General features: G+C 66.3%; 14 protein-coding genes. 7 read left to right on the top strand and 7 right to left on the bottom strand.

Annotation, left to right across the window (positions count from 1 at the left end):
- Positions 1–65: 65 nt before the first annotated feature.
- Positions 66–2159: a M13 family metallopeptidase gene (locus tag ACZLIF_RS06555; RefSeq protein ID WP_128990073.1), complete on the bottom strand. Its 2094-nt coding sequence runs from the start codon at positions 2157–2159 to the stop codon at positions 66–68.
- A 146-nt stretch (positions 2160–2305) separates the two neighbouring features.
- Complete coding sequence (gene gpmA / locus ACZLIF_RS06550) at positions 2306–3055, bottom strand: 2,3-diphosphoglycerate-dependent phosphoglycerate mutase (RefSeq protein WP_128990075.1); 750 nt, start codon at positions 3053–3055, stop codon at positions 2306–2308.
- A gap of 93 nt (positions 3056–3148) precedes the next feature.
- Here gpmA and nfi point away from each other — a divergent pair, with 93 nt between their 5' ends.
- Positions 3149–3823: a deoxyribonuclease V gene (nfi, locus tag ACZLIF_RS06545; protein WP_065174657.1), complete on the top strand. Its 675-nt coding sequence runs from the start codon at positions 3149–3151 to the stop codon at positions 3821–3823.
- A 7-nt stretch (positions 3824–3830) separates the two neighbouring features.
- On the opposite strand, the gene ACZLIF_RS06540 is transcribed toward nfi, so the two are convergent.
- The 3 genes from ACZLIF_RS06540 to ACZLIF_RS06530 all read right to left on the bottom strand — a co-directional run bounded on the left by ACZLIF_RS06540 (position 3831) and on the right by ACZLIF_RS06530 (position 8645).
- A complete protein-coding gene (locus tag ACZLIF_RS06540; RefSeq protein WP_053517376.1) occupies positions 3831–4811 on the bottom strand; it encodes a cation diffusion facilitator family transporter in 981 nt (326 codons plus the stop codon).
- 157 nt (positions 4812–4968) lie between these two features.
- On the bottom strand, positions 4969–7218 hold the full coding sequence (locus ACZLIF_RS06535; protein WP_128990077.1) for a TonB-dependent siderophore receptor: 2250 nt from the start codon (positions 7216–7218) through the stop codon (positions 4969–4971).
- Positions 7219–7436: 218 nt separating this feature from the next.
- A complete protein-coding gene (locus ACZLIF_RS06530; RefSeq protein WP_128990079.1) occupies positions 7437–8645 on the bottom strand; it encodes an MFS transporter in 1209 nt (402 codons plus the stop codon).
- Between the two features lie 81 nt (positions 8646–8726).
- On the opposite strand from ACZLIF_RS06530, the gene ACZLIF_RS06525 reads away from it, so the two are divergent.
- The 6 genes from ACZLIF_RS06525 to ACZLIF_RS06500 all read left to right on the top strand — a co-directional run bounded on the left by ACZLIF_RS06525 (position 8727) and on the right by ACZLIF_RS06500 (position 14947).
- Entirely contained in the window at positions 8727–9155 is a 429-nt protein-coding gene (locus tag ACZLIF_RS06525; RefSeq protein ID WP_128990081.1) for a winged helix-turn-helix transcriptional regulator, read from the top strand.
- 101 nt (positions 9156–9256) lie between these two features.
- On the top strand, positions 9257–9592 hold the full coding sequence (locus tag ACZLIF_RS06520; RefSeq protein WP_206733992.1) for a hypothetical protein: 336 nt from the start codon (positions 9257–9259) through the stop codon (positions 9590–9592).
- Positions 9589–11160, top strand: a complete 1572-nt coding sequence (locus ACZLIF_RS06515; RefSeq protein ID WP_128990083.1) for a PepSY-associated TM helix domain-containing protein — start codon at positions 9589–9591, stop codon at positions 11158–11160. The genes ACZLIF_RS06520 and ACZLIF_RS06515 overlap by 4 nt, the downstream gene beginning before the upstream one ends.
- The gene (locus ACZLIF_RS06510) at positions 11157–11456 is read left to right on the top strand and encodes a DUF3325 domain-containing protein (protein WP_128990085.1); all 300 of its coding nucleotides are present in this window, start codon (positions 11157–11159) and stop codon (positions 11454–11456) included. The genes ACZLIF_RS06515 and ACZLIF_RS06510 overlap by 4 nt, the downstream gene beginning before the upstream one ends.
- Before the next feature lie 61 nt (positions 11457–11517).
- Positions 11518–13686: a TonB-dependent siderophore receptor gene (locus ACZLIF_RS06505; RefSeq protein ID WP_241686003.1), complete on the top strand. Its 2169-nt coding sequence runs from the start codon at positions 11518–11520 to the stop codon at positions 13684–13686.
- A 136-nt stretch (positions 13687–13822) separates the two neighbouring features.
- A complete protein-coding gene (locus ACZLIF_RS06500; RefSeq protein ID WP_128990089.1) occupies positions 13823–14947 on the top strand; it encodes a metallophosphoesterase in 1125 nt (374 codons plus the stop codon).
- Positions 14948–14964: 17 nt separating this feature from the next.
- On the opposite strand, the gene ACZLIF_RS06495 is transcribed toward ACZLIF_RS06500, so the two are convergent.
- Positions 14965–15747: an FG-GAP repeat protein gene (locus tag ACZLIF_RS06495; protein WP_128990091.1), complete on the bottom strand. Its 783-nt coding sequence runs from the start codon at positions 15745–15747 to the stop codon at positions 14965–14967.
- Positions 15740–19267, bottom strand: a complete 3528-nt coding sequence (locus ACZLIF_RS06490) for a peptidoglycan DD-metalloendopeptidase family protein (RefSeq protein WP_128990093.1) — start codon at positions 19265–19267, stop codon at positions 15740–15742. Before ACZLIF_RS06490 ends, ACZLIF_RS06495 begins: the two co-directional genes overlap by 8 nt.
- Between the last annotated feature and the right edge of the window lie 8 nt (positions 19268–19275).

The raw sequence follows: 19275 nt of genomic DNA, 5'->3' as shown, positions 1-19275 counted from the left end.
CGGGCGAACAGACGAAAGGCCCGGCTTGCGCCGGGCCTTTCGCATCACGCTTCACGTGTGATCGGTTACCAGATCACCACGCGCTTGTCGTCGGCACGCACCATCGCGTCACCGGCCTTGCACTGGAACGCAGCCGCGAACGACGGCATGTTCGAGGGCGCACCGTTGGCGCGGAAGTTGGCCGGCGCGTGCGGATCGGTGTTCAGGCGCACGCGCAGTTCGCCATCGGTGAAGTTGCGACGCCACACGGTGGCCCAGTTCATGAAGAAGCGCTGGTCCTGGCTGTAGCCATCGACCTCGACGTTCGCCTTCGGATCTTCCTTCAGCGCCATCTGCAGCGCGTCATAGGCCACGGTCAGGCCGCCCAGGTCGCCGATGTTCTCGCCCAGGGTCAGCTTGCCCTTCACATTCACGCCGGGCACCGCTTCGTAGCCATCGAACTGCGCGACCAGCTGGTCGGTACGTTCGGTGAACGCCTTGCGGTCGGCATCGGTCCACCAGTTGTCGAAGTTGCCGTTGGCGGCGAACTGGCTGCCCGAATCGTCGTAGCCGTGCATCATCTCGTGGCCGATCACCGCGCCGATGCCGCCGTAGTTCAGTGCCGGATCGGCCTTGGCGTCGAAGAACGGCGCCTGCAGGATCGCTGCCGGGAACACGATCTCGTTCTTGGTGGCGTTGTAGTAGGCGTTGACGGTCTGCGGCGTCATGCCCCACTCGGTCCTGTCCACCGGCTTGCCGATCTTGTCCAGCATGTAGCGGTAGTTGAACGCGCGCGCCGCCTGCATGTTGCCGAGGTAGCTGTCGCCGTTGGTCTGCAGGCCTGCCCAGTCACGCCACTTGTCCGGGTAACCGATCTTCGGGGTGAAGCTGGCCCACTTCTCCAGTGCCTTCTTCTTGGTTTCCTCGCCCATCCACGGCAGCTGCTCCAGGCGCACCTTCAACGCCTGCGACAGGTTTTCCACCAGGTGCTGCATGGCCACCTTCGACTCGGCCGGGAATACGGCGTCGACGTACAGCTGGCCCAGCGCCTCACCCATGCCGCCGTTGACCGACTCCAGCACGCGCTTCCAGCGCGGCTGCATGTCCTTCTGGCCACGCAGGGTGGTGCCATAGAAATCGAAGTTGGCCTTCTCGAACTGGCTGCTCAGGTACGGCGAGGCGTCGTCGATGGTGTGGAAGCGCAGGTAGGCCTGCCAGGTGCTGGCCGGCACATCGGCCAGCATCTTGTCCATCTCGGAGAAGAAGCCCGGCTGGGCCAGCGAGAACTTCTGCGCGGCCGGCACTTTCAGGGTGTCGAACAGCGCGGTCCAGCTGAAGTTCGGGGTCAGCCTGTCGGCATCGGCAGCGCTGAGCGGGTTGTAGCGCTTGGCCGGGTCACGCATTTCGATGCGCGACATGGACGCCTTGGCCAGGCGGGTTTCGAAGGCCATCACGGCCTTGGCCTGCTCGGCGGCCTGCGCGGCATCCACGCCGGACAGGGTCAGCACCTGCGCGATGTAGGCCACGTAGGCGTCGCGGATCCTGGCCTGCGCATCATCGAAGTAGTAGCCCTTCTCCGGCAGGCCGAGGCCGCCCTGGCCGATGTAGGCGATGACGTTGGCCGAATCCTTGTAGTCGGCATTGGCGAACAGCGAGAACAGCACGCCCTTGCCCTCGGCCTGGCTGTCGCGCAGGTACTGGGTGAGGGTGGCGGTGTCCTTCAGCGCGGCGATCTTGTCGAGCTGCGGCTGCAGCGGCGCCAGGCCCGCAGCCTCGATCTTCGCTTCGTCGTTGCCGGTCTTCCAGATGTCGCCGATCTTGGCTTCCACCGAACCGGCCTTGGCCTGGCTGGCGGCAGCCTGCTGCACCAGCGCATGCTGCACTTCCAGCGAGCGCTCGCGCAGGATCTCGAAGCTGCCCCAGGTGGTCTGGTCGCCCGGTACCGGATTGGCCTTCAGCCACTTGCTGTTGACGAAGCCATTGAGGTCGGTACAGGCCGCGATGGCCGGATCGAGATCGGCGCTGTTGAGCGAGATCAGCGGCGTCTTGATCTGTGACAGGTCGAAGGCCGGCGTAGCGTCGGCACTGGTCGCCGGTGCAGTTTCGTTCTTGCCACACGCAGCCAGGGAGGCGGCAATGGCGATGGTCAGGCCCAGCGGGGCCAGGTTGCGGACGTTCATGAGGCTCTCCTGCGGGTAATTCCACAGGGTAGACGGGGACGCCCGCGGCAGGGACCGGCCAAAGGTCACAGAGCGCTCGTCATGTGGCGCCGGGCCCTGCGCTGCGCCACAAAAGCGAAGGCCGGCGTGCGCCGGCCTTCCGATGGTTACTTGGCCTTGCCCTGGTTGGCCACGGCCTCAGCGGCCTTGCGCGCCGCTTCCGGGTCGCCCAGGTAGCGGAACGACTGCACGGTCAGGTCATCGTTCAGTTCGAACAGCAGCGGAATGCCGGTCGGAATGTTCAGCTCGAGGATCTCCTCGCGCGAAACATTGTTGAGGTACTTGTACAGCGCGCGCAGCGAGTTGCCGTGGGCGGTGACCAGCACCGTCTTGCCGTCCTTCAGCTGCGGCGCGATGGCGTCGTGCCAGTACGGCAGCACGCGGTCGAGGGTGGTGGCCAGCGATTCGGTACCCGGCAACGCATTGCGGTCCAGCCGGGCGTAGCGACGGTCGTGGATCGGGTGGCCCGGGTCTTCCAGATCCATCGGCGGCGGCGGGATGTCATAGGAACGACGCCACACCTTGACCTGCTCCTCGCCGTGCTTTGCAGCGGTCTCGGCCTTGTCCAGGCCCTGCAGGCCGCCGTAATGGCGCTCGTTGAGACGCCAGGATTTGTTCACCGGCAACCAGTCCTGCTCCAGCTCGGCCAGCGCACCCTGCAGAGTGTGGATGGCGCGCTTCAACACCGAGGTGTGGGCGACGTCGAACTGCAGGCCTTCCTCGCGCATCAGGCGGCCAGCGGCAGCCGCTTCCCGGCGCCCCTGCTCCGTCAGGTCGACATCGACCCAGCCGGTGAAGCGGTTGTCCAGGTTCCACTGGCTCTGGCCATGGCGCAACAGTACGAGTTTACGGGTCACTGCAGGATCTCCAACGCGAGGAAAGGCAGGACGCCATTGTAGCCCCGGGGCCGCTCACCGTGCCGTGGCGCGGCCCATGCGATGCTGTGATCGATGAATACCGTGATCGATCCCGGGCGCTGGCAGGGCAGCGTCGCCGCCGCACGCGAGCAACAGCTGCGGCTTGCGGCGCGGGTGGAGCGCAGCGACCGGCTGCCGGGTACCGTACGCTGGCTGGCCGGGCTGGACGTCGGCTTCGAGGACGACGGCCGCACCACCCGCGCCGCAGCGGTGCTGCTGGATGCCGCCACCCTGCAACCGGTGGCCCGGGAGATCGCCCGCATTCCCACGGTGATGCCTTACATCCCCGGCCTGCTCAGCTTCCGCGAGCTGCCCGCCCTGCTCGCTGCACTGGCCCTGCTGCCGCGTTCGCCGGACCTGGTCTTCGTCGATGGGCACGGCATCAGCCATCCGCGACGGCTGGGCGTGGCGGCGCACCTGGGCGTCGTCACCGATCTGCCGAGCATCGGCGTGGCCAAGTCGAAACTGGTCGGTCGCTTCGTCGAGCCCGCAGACGAGGCTGGCGCGCATACGCCCCTGCTCGATGGCGATGAACAGCTCGGCTGGGTGCTGCGCAGCAAGGTCCGCTGCAGGCCGCTGTTCGTCGCTGGCGGGCACCGCATCAGCGCCGATACCGCACTGCAGTGGGTGCAGCGGACGCTGCGTGGCTATCGCCTGCCGGAGCCGACCCGCCTGGCGGATCGGCTGGCGTCGCGACGGGACGCGTAGCGGCAGATCAGTGGTGCACGTGGCCGCGATGGCCCTGCGCGTCCTCGCCGTGGTCGTGATCGTGCCGCGCATCAGGTGCGGCCGCACTGGGCGGCGCGGGATCTCCGCATGCCTCTCCGCAGTGATCCGCTTCAATCTGCAGGGTCACATGCTCGATGCCGAAGTCATCGTGCAGGCGACCTCCCAGCTCGCGGCGCAGCACGTCGGCGTCGGTACCGTCGCGCATCACGACATGCGCGGTCAGCGCCGGCGTGCTCGAGGCCAGTGCCCACACATGCAGGTCATGCACGTCCAGCACCGCGGCATGGCCGGACAGGCTGTCGCGGACCTTCGCCACATCCATGCCCTTGGGCACGCCTTCCAGCAGCACGTTGATCGCCTCGCGCATCAGCACATAGGTGCGTGGCAGCACCCACAGGCCGATCAGCACCGCCAGGATCGGGTCGATCGGCTGCCAGCCGGTCCAGCGGATCAGCAGCGCGCCGACGATCACCGCCACCGAGCCGAGCATGTCGGCCCACACTTCCAGGTAGGCACCTTTGACGTTGAGGCTTTCACCGCTGCCGGCCTGCAGCAGGCGCATCGAGATCAGATTGATGACCAGGCCGGCGGCGGCGATCACCAGCATGCCGGTGGAGGCAATCTCCTGCGGTTCGCGGAAGCGGCCGACCGCTTCCCACAGGATGTAGCCGGCCACCACGAACAGCATCGCGCCATTGATCATCGCGCCAAGGGCTTCCAGCCGCGCATAGCCATAGGTGCGGCGCGCGTCCGGCGGACGCCGGCTCAAGCGCACCGCGACCAGCGCGATCATCAGTGCGAGCGCGTCGGTGGCCATGTGGGCCGCATCGGACAGCAGCGCCAGGCTGTTGGTCCAGAACGCGCCGACGACTTCGACGACAAGGAAGGTGGAAGTCAGCCCCAACGCCCACCACAACGGCTTCTCGTGGCGGATCTGGGACGGCAGGTGATCGTGGTCGTGGCCCATGCAACAGCTCCTGTGCGATGCGGTCAGGCTACGGCGTGGCTGCGGGGGAGACTATTACGATGTTTATAACATTGCAGCTGTGCGGCGCCGGTCGCGCCGGGCGTAGCCCGGCGCTCGCCGATTGCACCGGGCCATGCCTGTCAGGCACCGCGCGCGCTCAGAAGCCGAAACGCAGGCTGGCCCAGTATGCGCGGCCCGGCTCGTTGTAGGTCGCCGCGCCAGCGTCGCTGCTGTTGGCTTCGCGGAACAGGCGCTTATCGGCCAGGTTGTTCACGCCGAAACCGAAGCTGACCGTCCCGGTAACCCTGTAGCGCGCGCTCACGCCCCAGATGTTGTATGCCCCCCGATCCTGCAGCACCACCGACGAATCGCAGCTTCCGGTGCAGCGAGGATCGTTGTTGATGTTGGTGGTGGCCGGCTCCTGCCTGCCGTAGAAGGTGCCGGTGAGCAGCAGCGACAGCTTTTCGGTGGCCTGCCAGTCCAGCATCGTGTTGACCGTGTACCGCGGTATCACCGACAGCGGCTGGCCGGTGCTCTTGTTCTCGTTCTCCACCATGTAGGTGAAGTTGCTGCTCCACTTCAGCCGGTCGCCCTGCTCGCCCAGCAGCGGCACCACCAGGTTGCCCTCCAGGCCCTGCACGATGGCCTTCGGTGCGTTCTCCCAGCGGAAGATCCGGCCACGGGTGTCGGCGGTGAGGCCGACCTGGGTATATCCGGCCTCGATCTTGTCCTTGTAGTCGTTGTGGAAGTAGGTCAACGAGGCCTGCCAGCCACTCTGCGGAGCCCATTCCACGCCCAGTTCCTTGTTCAGGCTGGTCTCGGCGTCCAGCTCCGCGTTGCCCTGCAGGTAGCAGCCCGCGCCCAGGCTCGGCAGTGCGTTGGGACAGCCGTTGCCACGGGTGTAGTACAGGTAGTCCGGATTGGACTGGTAGAGGTTGGGAGCCTTGAACGCGCGCGCGATGCCGCCCTTCACCACCCAGTCGCCATTGATGCGGAACTGCGCATTGAGGCTGGGGCTGGCGTTGTTGCCGAACTGGCTGTGGTGGTCGAAGCGCAGGCCCGGCGTCACGATCCAGCGTTCACCCAGGTAGATGTTGTCTTCGACGAAGACTGCCGTGGTCTGCGCATCGGACTTGCCGCGCGCGCGATCGGCCGACAGGCCCGGCAGGCCACCGCCACTGCTGCCGGACTGGCTCATCGAATACGGATCGGTCAGGCGGCTGTCGAGATGCTCGAAGCCCAGCGTCCAGACATTCTCCGCCGCGCCGATCGTGGTCGGGAAACTGACCTCGCCGTCGAGCTGGTAATTGCGCAGGCGGGAGGTGGACCAGTCGGTGCCGTTGAAGCTGCCCTCGGGGCCACCGGCCAGGCCTTCGTTGATGCGCGAATTGTTGACCGCTTCCACCGCAGCAGTAACGCGCGAGGTCACATCGCCCCAGCGGCCACGATGGGTGATCGCCCCGGTGGTGCGGTACATGCGGTTGGTCTCTGCCTCGCTCTCGGCCAGCGCCGCCAGATCGACCGGCGTGGAGGTACCGGTGTTGCTCACGGCACGGTCGCCCGCATAGATGTTGCCCTGGCGGCTGGTACCGGCTTCGAATTCCACCACCTGGCCGGCGTTGATGTCCCAGCGCAGCAGCGCGTTGACATCGCGGTTCTTGACGCCCTCGCGGCCTGCGGGAGGTACGGTGCCCGGCGCGGTGGCGAACGCGCGATTGAGTTCGAGCGAATCCGCGTCGGTCCTGTTGAGGTTGCCATACAGGCGGAAGGACAACGCATCGGTCATCGGGCCGCTCAGCTGCAGACCCACGCGCTCACTGCCACCTTCGGCACTGTGCTCGGGTACCAGTCCGTACAGGTCGACCGCTCCGGTCAGATCGCCCGTCGGGCGCTTGGTGATGATGTTGACCACGCCGCCGGAGGCGCCGGATCCATAACGCGCCGCTGCCGGACCGCGCAGCACTTCGATGCGCTCGATCATCTCCGCCGGCACCCAGTTGGTGTCGCCACGGGTATTGCGCTCACCGCTGCGGCCCATGCGCACGGCGTCGCGGGCACCGACGCGTTTGCCGTCCACCAGGATCAGCGTGTTCTCCGGCCCCATGCCACGCAGGTCGATCTGGCGGTTGTTGCCATACTGGCCAGACGCACTGTTGCCGGTGAGATTGACACCGGGCATGGTCCGCAGCAGCTCGGCGATGTCGTTGGCAGGAGGACGGCGCGCAATGTCCTCGGCGGTGATGGTCGATGTACCCAGGGCCTGACGCGCGATCTGCGAGGCGGTGACGTGCACCGTATCGATATCGGTCGCGTCGGTCTGCGCATGGGCACCCAGGGCACTGCCCGCAAGCAGGGCAGCAACGGCAAGCGCCAACGGGCGCGGCGGCGGAACAAGGACGGCAGACATCTTCAACACCTTCTGGCAGGGCAACGGGGCCTCTGGCAAAGGGCTTGAGGCGACGACGGGGGGAGTGGGAGCGGCGCCGCACATCTTCCGCAGGCCGATCCATGCGCGCATTCTCCCATCAATGCGATTGATTCTCAAATGCGTCAACGCAGTGCAGCCGCTTCGGAAATGTGCATGGGACCACCTGCGGTCGTTCGCCCTACCTCTGTTGATGGGAACTACGCAGGGGGCCGGTGGCCGCCGGGGTGACGCGCTGCCGGTGCAGCGGCATGCAGCGCCCACCATGCCAGCGCTGTCACCGCGATGCCTGCACCGAGTGCACAGACCCTGGTCCAGCCGTGGTGCGCCTGCATCCACGTACCGGCCGCAGCACCGGCGCCGCTGCCGACCGCGTAGAACAGCATGTACAGCGCCACCAGGCGACCGTGCTGTTCGGCAGGCGCGCGCAGCAGCAACGCCTGGTTGGAGACATGCAGGGCCTGCCCCCCCAGATCGAGCACCACCACGCCCAGCAGCAGCCATGCCAGGGCGTGCGGCAGACCCAGCAGGGGCCACCACGCAAGCAGCATCAGCAGCAGCGCCCCCAGGCTCACCCGCAGGCAGAAACCCCGATCCATCCAGTGCCCCACCCGCGCAGCCAGCAGCGCACCGACCATGCCTGCCAGACCGAGCGCGCCGATGGCCGCGGTCGACCAGTTCATCGGTGATGCCGACAGGGGCAGCGGTACGGCCGCCCAGAACACGTTGAGGCCGGCAAACAGCAGCAGCGCCAGAGGGCCACGCTCGCGCAGCGTGCGATCACTGCGCAGCATCGTCATCATCGAGCCGAGCAGCGCGCGCCAGGCCGGCGGCTGCGAGGGAACCGGCACGGCAGGCAGGCGTCGCCACAGCAGCATCGCCAACGCCGCCATCATCACTGCTGACAGCAGGTACACCGCGCGCCAGCCGGCCAGGGCCGCCACCGCGCCGGATACCACACGCGCAGCCAGCAGGCCGATGAACACCCCGCCCTGCACCATGCCAACCACGCGCCCCCGCTGCCCCGACGGTGCCAGCGTGGCTGCATAGGCGATGAGTCCCTGGGTGAGCGCCGTCCCGAGCAGGCCCGCCAGCAGCATGCCCCCCAGCAACCAGGCGGTACTGCGTGCTGCCGCCAGTCCCAGCAGCGCCATCACCAGTGCCAGCAGCTGCATGCGCAGCAGGCGGCGACGATCGCCGCGGTCGGCCAGCGGCAGCAGGCCGAGCAGGGCCAGCACGCTGCCGGCCTGGGTGGCGGCAACCACAGCGCCGGCCGTCGCGCGCTCCATGGCGAAAGCCTGCGCCAGGCGTTCCAGCAGGGGCTGTGCGTAATAGACATTGGCCACGCTGGCACCCGCCGCGATGGCCAGCAGGCCCAGCAGGGCGCGCGGAAGGACGGACGCGGCCATGAATGTGGTTGCATATTGAAACTGGATGCACCGTATCGCCAATGGTTTTAAAATGCAACCACATCATCACAAGCCTTGCCCATGCACGCCGACAGCCCCTGCCCCGTTGCCCGCAGCGCCGATCTGCTCGGTGATCGCTGGGCCCTGTTGATCATCCGCGATGCCTTTGATGGCGTTACCCGCTTCAGTGACTTCCAGCGCAGCCTCGGCGCAGCGCGCAACATCCTCAGCGACCGCCTGCGGCGTCTGGTCGAGGCCGGGCTGCTCCTGCAGCAACCTGCCAGCGATGGCAGCGCCTACCAGCAGTACGTGCTGGCCGCGGCAGGACGCGATCTGTTCCCACTGCTGGTGGCCCTGCGCCAATGGGGCGAACGCCATCGTTTCGCTCCCGACGAGGTGCATTCCACGCTGGTTGAACGTGGCAGCGGCCGCGTCCTGCCCTACATGCAGCCCCAGGACGCGGCCGGCCACACCATCGCGCCCGCGCAGACGGTGGTCCGCAAGCGCTGAAAAATGGGACGCCCCCCCCCCCCGAATGGGGGACTCGACAGCGCTACCGGTGTCAAATAGCATTCGCTCGCAATTGCACTCGATTCCTATTGACATCGGCGATGGCCGCTCCCACTTCTTCTCCCACCGCCGCCGCCCCGGTCGCCAAGCGCATGCCGCGCGGTAACGGCCATGCCCTGTTGTGGGCACGTGGCCTGCTTGGCCTGCTCGGTGGCTATGCCGTGGCCGCGTGCTGGGCCGCCGCCCTGGCGCGCCTGCTGCCCGGTGCCAAAGCCGACGCCACCCTGGTGGCCACCATGTCCGCCTTCGTGGTGTATGTGCTGGCCGCGATCTGGGCGTACGCCGCACGCAGCACCCTGCGCGCCACGCTGGGCCTGGTGATTGCTGGCGGCCTGGGGGCATGGCTGGCCTGGCTGCTGCGCGGGGGCGTCGCATGAGCAACCTCGGGGGCATCCGCCAATCGCAATCGGTGCTGCACACCTGGTCCGGCCTGGTGGTCGGCTGGGTCCTGTTCCTGATCTTCATCGCCGGTACCGCCGCGTACTGGAAGGAAGAACTGACCCGCTGGATGCAGCCGGAAATCGGCCTGCCTGCCGACAGCGCTGCAGCGGTCACCCAGGCACACGCCTTCCTCGCCCGCACCGCACCCGATGCACAGCGTTGGAGCATCGAACTTCCCGATGCGCGCAGCAGCGCCACGGCCGTCAGCTGGCAGCCACAGGGCGAGAAGGAACGCCGCCGCGGCCAGCGCAATCCGAACCAGGCGACGCTGGATGCAGATGGCAACCCGGTACAGGTGCGTGAGACGCGTGGCGGCAACTTCTTCTACCGCCTGCACTTCGATCTGCACTACGTGCCGGTGCTGTGGGCGCGCTGGTTCATCAGTGCGTGTTCGATGCTGATGCTGATCGCACTCATCAGCGGGGTCATTACCCACAAGAAGATCTTTACCGACTTCTTCACCTTCCGCCGTGGCAAAGGCCAGCGCAGCTGGCTGGACGGTCACAACGCGCTGGCCGTTCTGTCGCTGCCGTTCCACCTGATGATCACCTACACCGGGCTGATCACACTGATGACGCTGTACATGCCGTGGGCGGTGGATGCCAACTACCCCGGCGGCCGCGATGCGTTCTTTGCCGAACTGTTCCCGCGCGCGGAGAAGGCCGAGGCCAGCGGTGTGGCCGCAACGACGCCCGCGCTGGCGGGAATACTGCGCCGCGCTGAACTGCAATGGGGCGGCGGCCATGCGGCATCACTGCAGATCGAACACCCTGGTGATGCGGCCATGCGCATCAGCGTGCGCCGCCAACAGGGTGACCAGATTGCCGGTACCGCCGATACGCTCAGCTTCGATGCCCACGGCAATCTGCTGGACGCCGCCGCGCCGCGCTCGGCCGCCGTCATCACCCGCGACGGCATGATCGGCCTGCACGCGGCGCGCTTCGCCCCCGTCACGATGCGCTGGCTGTTCTTCCTCTCTGGTGTGGCCGGCACGCTGATGGTAGCCACCGGGCTGGTGCTGTGGACAGTGAAGCGGCGCGCACAGCTGCCCGATCCTGAGCGGCCACACCTGGGCTTCCGCATCGTCGAGCGGCTGAACATCGGCTTCGTCACCGGCCTGCCCGTGGCCATGCTCGCCTTCCTGTGGGGCAACCGACTGCTGCCGCTGGACGTGGCCAACCGCAGCGATGCCGAAGTGAAGGTGTTCTTCTACGCCTGGGCTGCCTGCGTGGCGCACGCGATGCTGCGCGCGCCACGTCGTGGCTGGGTCGAGCAGCTGGCGCTGGCCGGGGTGCTGGCACTGGGGCTGCCGCTCTACAACCTGGTGGCCTGGCACGGTGGCGCGGTATCTGCACTTGCTGCCGGCGATGGCGCCAAGGCAGGCATCGATATCGGCCTGCTGCTGATCGGCACTGGCCTGCTGTGGGCCGCGCGCAAGGTGCATCGCTTCGTGCCGGCACAGCGCCGGCCACGCCCCGCGCGCACCGCCGAGGCCGGCGCATGAGCGTGCTCGCACTGCTGCTGGCTGCTGCCGCTTTCGCCTGCCTGGCCATGGCGATGGAACGTCACCACCGCGATGTCGCCGGCCATGCGCCCCCCGCGCCGCGCCGGCGCCTGCTGCAGGTCCTGGGCGTGCTCGGGCTGACAGCCAGCCTGCTGACCAGCATCGCGGCGTGGGGCGTGGCACAAGGTTTCGTTGGTTGGTGTGGCGTGCTCGCCGCCGGTGCCGGTGCGATGGTGCTCTGGCTCAGTTTCCGTAGCCCGGCCAAGCCGGCGCCACGCCCGTCTTCCCGTTCCTGATACAGAAACAGAGGTTTCCACCATGTACATGACGTCCTCTGGCGCGCTGCGCCGGAATACCTTGGCTTTGTCGATCGCCTGCGCCGCCGCGCCGGCCTTCGCCCAGGACAGCGCGCCGTCCACCACCGAACTGGACCGGGTGATGGTCACCCAGCGCACCGAGGGCTACCAGGTCTACGGCACCAATACCGCCACCAAGCTGCCGCTGACCCTGCGCGAAACCCCGCAGTCGCTCACCGTGTTCACTCGCCAGCGCATCGAGGATTTCAACCTCATCACCATTTCTGAGGTGCTGCAGCAGACCCCGGGCGTGACCATCCAGTCCTATGACAGCAACCGCACGCTGTTCAACGCACGCGGCTTTGCCATCAACAACTTCATGTTCGATGGCATCCCCACCAACTACACCACCGGTGCGGGCGGCAACTCGATCCTCAGTGACACCTCCATCTACGAGCGCATCGAAGTGGTGCGCGGCGCCAGTGGCCTGGTCACCGGCTCGGGCAACCCGTCGGCCACGGTGAACATGGTGCGCAAGCGCCCGACCGAAACCTTCCAGGCCAGCACCAGCGTCAGCGCCGGTTCGTGGGACTACAAGCGGGCCGAAGTGGATGTATCCGGCCCGCTCAGCAAGGGCGGCCGCGTGCGTGGACGCTTCATCGGCGCCTACACCGACAAGGAAAGCTGGGTGCGCTTCCAGCACGACACGTCGCCCAGCCTGTATGGCGTGATCGAAGCCGACCTGACCGACAGCACCCGTCTGCGCGCCGGTATCGATTACCTGGAGACCGGCTCCGATGGTGGCGCCTGGAGCGCCTCGCCGCTGTACTTCCGCGACGGCACGCGCGCGCACATGCCGCGTTCCTACAGCGCTGCCACACGCTGGAACGAATGGAACCGCGAGAGCACCAACTACTTCGCCACCCTGGAACAGCAGTTCGGTGCCGGCTGGAGCGGCCGCCTGGCCTACAACCACCGCGCCACCGACACCGACTCGCTGCTGCTGGCCGGTTCCAACACCGGCAACTGGGCCGACGCGACCACCGGCCTGGGCCTGCGCATTGCCGATACCTATTCGGTGTCCGAAACCCGTGAGGATGCGTTCGACCTGTACGCTTCCGGCCCGTTCCAGCTGTTCGGCCGTTCGCATGAACTGGTGGTGGGCATCAACCACTACGACCGCGACCTGGACACCATCCGCGCCGGCATCACCTCGCGCCCGTACAACGTAGCCGCCTTCCCAAGCATCTTCAGCTGGGATGGCAACATCGGCAAGCCGACCACCTACGACTACGGCATTCCGTCCAGCACGGTGAACACCACCGAGACCGGCTACTACACCGCGGTGCGCCTGAGCCCGATCGATCCGCTGAAGATCATCGCGGGCGCGCGCTACTCCGATTACCGCACCACCACCGACAACTACAACACCGACGGGGTGTTCACCAGCCGCAGCGCGCGCACCACCGCGCACGAACTGACCCCCTACGTGGGCGTGCTGTATGACCTGAGCAGCAGCATCACCGCCTTCGCCAGCTACTCGGACGTGTTCCAGGCCACCGCGCGCCGCGACATCAACAACCAGCTGCTCGACCCGACCACCGGCGGCAACTACGAGTACGGCCTGAAGAGTGAATTTTTCGACGGCCGCCTCTACGCCTCGTTGAACGGCTTCTACATGAAGCAGGACAACGTGGCCGAGCTGGACCCCAACGGCGGCGAGATCAAGCTGCCCGATGGCAGCTCGCCCTACATCGCCAGCAAGGGCATCACCACCCAGGGTGGCGAGTTCGAGGTGTCCGGCTCGATCACCGACCACTGGAGCATGACCGGCGGCTACACCTACAGTTACAGCAGCAACCCCGATGGAAGCCGCTTCGCCAGCACCAGCCCGATGCATCTGGCGCGCTTCAACACCACTTACAGCCACGGCCAGTGGACGGTCGGCGGTGGGTTCAGCGTGCAGAGCGAGATCTACCAGATGCAGCCGATCCCCACCGGCCGTTTCAACGCCAACGGGACCCCGGTCACCGCCACCGGCAAGATGAGCCAGGGCGGGTATGTGCTGTTCGACCTGATGGGACGCTACCGCATCAACGACAACCTGAGCGTGGGCGTGACGGTCACCAACCTGTTCGACAAGGTGTATTACCGCAATGTCGGCTTCTTCAACTCGGGCTACTGGGGCGAGCCGCGCCGCGTGCTGTTCAACCTGCGCGCGAAGTTCTGATTCCACCGTGCGGCGTCGGCCACCCGATTCTGCACAGTGGTTCCACCTTCGGCGCATGCTGCCAGGATAGGCCACGGGGTAGCATCACAGGCGGGCCTGCGGGCCCGCCTTATCGTCGCCCGCCGAGGAACCGCCCATGCTGCGCCGCCCCCTGCCCCGATCTGCCCTGCTGCTGGTGCCGCTGGCCCTGCTGCTGGCTGCCCCCTCGCTGCAGGCACGTAAGGTGCCCGCACCGGCCGAGCACGTGGACGCCGATGGTCCCTACGTGTTCCGTGTGGGCGACCGGCTGCGCGCCACGTGGATCTGCGGCGACCAGGTGCAGCGGCGCACCCTGCCCGCCAATGCCAGCGGCACGGAGTTCGTCCCGCAGTGCGGCTACGGCCACAGCGTGCACGTGCTGCCACCGGTCACGCCTTCGGTGTCGGAGCTGCCTGCGGTACCGCGCATCGTCGCCCTGTCCGACATCCACGGCCAGTACGACCTGCTGGTACGACTGCTGCGCGCCCACCACGTGATCGATGCGCAGGACCGCTGGGCCCTCGGCCAGGACACCCTGGTGGTCGCTGGCGACGTGTTCGATCGCGGCCCGCAGGTCACCGAAGCGTTCTGGCTGTTGTATGGCCTGCAGCAGCAGGCGGCGGCCGCCGGCGGTGCGGTGCACTTCGTGCTCGGCAACCACGAGACCATGGTCCTGTACGACGACCTGCGCTATGTCAATCCGAAGTACCTGCGCAGTGCGCAGCTGCTCGGGCGCAGCTATCCGCAGCTGTACGGCGCCGATTCGGTGATCGGGCAATGGCTGCGGACGCGGCCGGTCCTGCTGAAGATCGGCGACACCCTGTTCCTGCATGGCGGCATCTCGCCCGAAGCGGTGGAACTGGCACTGCACCCGGCACGCACCAATGCCGCCTACCAGGCCTCGCTGGGATTGCCCAAGGCCGAAGTGAAGGCCGACCCCGCAACTGCGCCGCTGTACGACGGCAAGACCAGCCCCATCTGGTACCGCGGCTACTTCGATGGGCGTCTCGATGCAAGGGGTGTACAGGACGTGCTCGACACGCTGCAGCTCAAGCGCATCGTGGTCGGCCACACGTCGATGCCGCATGTCAGCACGTTCCATGGTGATCGCGTGATCGCCATCGACAGCAGCATCAAGAACGGCGAGAACGGCGAGCTGCTGTTCATCGAGGATGGCCGGCTCAGCCGCGGTCTGCTGGACGGCTCACGGGTGCCGCTGGTCCAGGGGGAACCCGGGCGCTGAGCGACCTGCCGAAGGCTTCAGCGGCAGTTACCCAGGCTGCTGCACTGCAGCCACTTTTCGATGGCAGGCTTCCCCGCGCGCGCGTAGCGCACGCGATACATCGCAGAGTGGCCTGCGCCAGCGCGCTCAAGCACCTCCACCGCGTCGCCTTTCACGAGGTACATGCGCGATCGATCCGTGGCATCGGCGCTGTTGAACAGCGGTGCCTTGTCCACCACCACAGTGTTGCCGATGGGCCTGCGGTCCTCCATCCGCGGCGCATCGGTCACCAGGTAGCGCTGCACCTCCTTGCCGGCGGCGAAGCGCTCGCGTGTGACCTGCCCACAACCGACGCAGCTATCACGCACCTGCAGTACCAGATGGCCATCGCGGGCCAGATACTGTTCCTCCACAACGGTCGCGCCATCGCGGGCCTGGCTGTAGAGATAGCCAGCTCGCAGCTGGTAATTGCAGATGGATGCGTCCCCTGGCTTGTACACGGTGATCCGGCCATCTGCTGGCGAGGGCTTGTAGAGGGTGATGCATCGGTTCACTCCCGCCGGCCCCGTCATCACCAGCTCGGTGCGGCCATCACCGTCCAGGTCGACGAACGACGCCTGGTACTCCTCTTCCAGCTGGAACTGCAACATTTCCGGCACAGGCATCGGGCGGCATTTCGAACCGTTGCAGACGTCTACTGCGTTCTCTTTCGGCAGGCTGCCCGCAAATCGATAACCCTGTGCAGGCGTCTGCGCTGCATGGCAGCCACTGGCCATGGCCAGGCCGATCAGGGCGGCAAGGCATCGCATCAGGTCATTCAAGGCCCCACTCCTTCTTCACTGCGTTGAACAACGTTTTCCGACCTGCCAGGCCATTGTCACCACCATTGACCGCGAGGGTGACAAGGGTGACGTTGTTGGGCTCGGCGTCGATCAGCTTGTTGATGTCACCCTTTGCATCGTGCTTCTTGTGCACGGTCCCGTTGAAGCGCCAGTACCAGCAGGACGCCTCGACAGAGTTCTTCATGTCGGTAGCAACCGCCATGGGATCGGACACGAAGTCATGACCGATGTAGTCGGAGAAGCGCTGGTAGTTGTTCTTCCAAGTGAGCTGGATCAGGCCCTTGCCCTTGTACTTGGGACCATCTCCCACCTGGGTGTTGCCCATCTTCTCCGCATCGGCATGACGCCCCGGGTCAAGGTACTCGCCCGACGAGTATTCGATGGTGGTGCGGAAGTGGTCGCTCTCGTGGAAGCACTGCGCGAGAAAATGCGCACGGTGGTAGCAGCCGGTGATGCCGAACTTGTCCAGGCCGGCGTTGAGCAGGTCAACAAACTTCTGCTTGTCCATCTCATGCACATTGGGGGCAATGCGGGCGAACTCGGCCTGGTGCACCGCTTTCGGACCACCATCGAAATAGGGGCCGGACTTGCCCAGCACCTTGTCCAGCAACTCGACGGTGATCTGGCAGCAGCTGCGCTTGCGCGCCCCCATGAAGTTGGACAACAGCCCGATCGGATGGAAATGATAGACCTCCAGCCCCGCCGGGAAATCCTTGACGCCCTTCGCAGCATCCCACCACTGGAGCTGCTCGATTCGCACCTTCTCGCCAGACCATTCGGCCCCTTGGGCGCGCAGCATCATCCGATCAAGCTCAGTCCATTTCTCCATGCCGCCGCCCCACTCGCTTTCATAGCGTGCGATCAGATGCTGAAGATGGCGTGCGAGCATCGGTGACTTCTGCGCCGCCTTCAGTTCGGCGGGAGTCAGGTTGCCGTCGCCATCGGTGTCCAGCAGCTCATAGACCTTACGATGCAGCGAACTGTTGCGAACCTTGTCCGCGCGCATCTTATGGTCTGCGCGTTCGCCCATCATCGAGCGCCCACGCTGGTAGACCTGCCAGGCGAACAGATCCAGGGGGCGCAGCCCACCTTCCTCCACGAATTCGAACCCGGGCCAAGCCCACGGCGATTCCCAGCGGGTCTTCGGGTGGTCCTTTTCACGGACCCAGCCCACCGTTTCACGGTGGGCCTCCACCCGCCACCAGCGCTTGCCCTCGGCGTCGACCGCGGTCAGTTTTTCCACCCGCGCATCCAGTTCCGCACGTGCCATCACCCGCTGCTGAGTGCTGGGCGGACTTTTCGCGTTGGCCAGTTGCAACGGAAACGCACTCCATGCCGGCACCTCCACCGTCAGCGGCGACCCTGGGGCCTGCACCGGCACCGACGCCGGTTCCACCCAGCACTCCTGGCCGGTTGGCGCGTGCACTTCCCGCCGCGTGTAGACGTTGCGTTTGCCGGCATCCTGCGTACGTTCGTTGGCGGCATTCACATACCAACCCGTGAAGATCGAGCCATCCTTATAGCGGTTGGTCTTCGCGTCGTAGCCCGTGAGCGTGCTCTTGTCCACCACCTTCAGCTGGTAGCGCGACACCTTGATCCACGCGCCGCCAGGGCTGCTCTTGGCCGGACCTATCACCTCACCCACGGCCAATTTCAGATCCGCCTGGGTCGGGGTAACCAGGGTGACACCCTGCTCAAGCACCAGGTGGGTCCGCTCGTCCTCGGGCAACGTAGCCGCATACGCTCGGCAACGGCCGATGAAGCCCGGCACATCGCCACCGCTGAACACTTCCAGGTGCAACATGGACCGCATGCCCGGCGAGGGTGAGGCACGCGCAAGGCCAAACGGCTGGTACTCTCCCACCTGACCAATGACGTCACCCGCCTTCACCGCCACCGGCTGCTCCAGCACAACCACCTGATCGAGCGGATCGGGTTCATCGAATACCGTTTCCATGTCCCGCAGGAACACCCATCCCTGTGTGGCGGCAGGATCGACGGCCTCTTCGACCACCGTCGGCAGTACGCTGCCCTCGATGATTTCACCGATGCGACCCCACTGCGCGCCCTTCTCGGTCTTGATCTCCGCCACCCGGAATCGCGTACCGGCAGCCAGGATGCCCAGCTTGGCACCCCGCGGTCCTCGGCGGATGTTGATGCCCTTGCCGAGCACGGCCGGCGGTGCGGGAACCGGTACCGCCGCGTCCGCCGGAGTGGTGTCGCCGGCCTCGCCTCCGGAGCCCACGGGCTCGCCGGGGAACTCAGGCACCTGCAATCGCGACAGGTCGAACGGATCGGTACCGGGAGCCGGCTCAAGCCCGTAGCGGAAGGTGTCCAGCGAGTCCAGTCCGGCCGTTGACGGGTCAACGTCCTGGAGCGAAGCGTCATCCGAGTGGGCCTGCTCTTCATGGGGCGGCGCGGTCTGACTGTCGGTGGCCGCCCGGCTGCCCACTTTGTAGTAGCGCTTGCCCTTCCAGAACGAAGGCGGCGCGATTTTGGTATCGGCCCGGTAACCGCGCCAGTCCAGCAGGTGCATGTAAAGGCTGTAATACACCAGCGTTTCGGCGGCCGAAACTGCCGTACCGGAGTCCTTCTTGGCCTTCTTGTCGTCCTCGGTGATGCGTCTGGCCGTCGCCGCTTCCACCTGCGCGGCAGTGGCCTGGTCGTCGAGCGAGGCCTGGCTGAGGTCAGCCTGCTCTGCCTTCAGGCGCGTGCTCTGCGGCAACACCAGCGTATGCCGCACCAGTGTGAAGCCGGTGGAATAAAGCGCCTTTGACGCGTTCTTCCGGAACTCCACTGCGGGATAGGTCTTGTTGATGCGATAGGCCACGACTTCACCATCAGCGATGCAGCGCACCCCACTGCGCTCGGCCAGCTGCAGCGGGCCCTGCGCGAGCGCCCTGCCGGTTTCATCGCTGAAATGGATCCCACCGTGCCAGAGACTGTTGGCGCCAATAGGGAAAAAGCCGTCTTCGGCGGCGGCCATCGCCTGCACATAGGCCGAGACATGCGGTGCCTCCTTGCCATCGGCCAGGGCAAACGGGTACGACCATCCACCGCTTTTTGCCGGCGCCTCGCCATCGGGAAAATCAAACCCTGACGGGTTGATCGGCTGGCCATTCTCGATGACTTCAAAGTGCAGGTGGGGGCCTGTGCTGCCGCCGGTCGATCCGACCTTGCCGATCTGCTGGCCGCGGGTAACCTTGGTGCCTTTCGCCAGTGGCGAGCGCTCGATCATATGCGCGTACCGCGTCAGCACGGTCTTTCCGTCGATGTCGTGCTCGAGCAGGATGAAGTTGCCCCAGCCCGTGCCCGATGCGGCGTTGTACTGGAACCGGTTGTCCTTCACGACGCCGTCGTAGGCCGCGCGGATCGGCGTGTTGTTCGGTGCGCGCCAGTCGTCGCCACCGTGCCCGGTCGCCTTCTTGGTGATCGGATGCACGCGTCGACCAAAGGACGACGACTTCTGGTACTCGGGGCCGGGATGGTAGGTGGCCATGCTCTTTC

Source organism: Stenotrophomonas sp. 2201_Sma (assembly GCF_056486685.1).
This window is presented reverse-complemented; position numbering and strand designations above follow the sequence as displayed.